Source organism: Photorhabdus viridis, assembly GCF_040256935.1.
In the GTDB taxonomy this organism is placed as follows: domain Bacteria; phylum Pseudomonadota; class Gammaproteobacteria; order Enterobacterales; family Enterobacteriaceae; genus Photorhabdus; species Photorhabdus viridis.
This window is the reverse complement of record NZ_JBEJZY010000393.1, coordinates 1-265: the sequence shown is the minus strand read 5'-3', so window position 1 is coordinate 265 and position 265 is coordinate 1. Positions and strand designations below refer to the sequence as shown.

The following is a 265-nucleotide window of genomic DNA, read 5'->3' as shown; positions in this document are numbered from 1 at the left end:
CCGCATCAAAGGAAATACTGGCATTCAGGCTAACCCGATAAGGCGCTGGCGAACACGCAAATGCGCTCTCTGTCAGCGTTCCATGTAAATTTAACAAAGAGCCATGCTCAACCATGACACCCTTCGGTGTACCGGTGGAGCCGGAAGTGTAAATCACATACGCCAAATGACGGGAGGTCAACCCAGGGACCTGCGGATTACTGTCTGCCTGATCAGGCAAAATATGAAGGTCCAGTACCGTCAGTCCGGCCAGCGCTTCCCTGCC

Annotated in this window: 1 protein-coding gene; it reads right to left on the bottom strand. The window is 53.6% G+C overall.

All coding sequences use genetic code 11. The features are described from left to right. Window positions 1-265 (bottom strand): AMP-binding protein (locus ABR397_RS23880; RefSeq protein ID WP_350307855.1); only part of this gene is annotated, 265 nt, incomplete at both ends.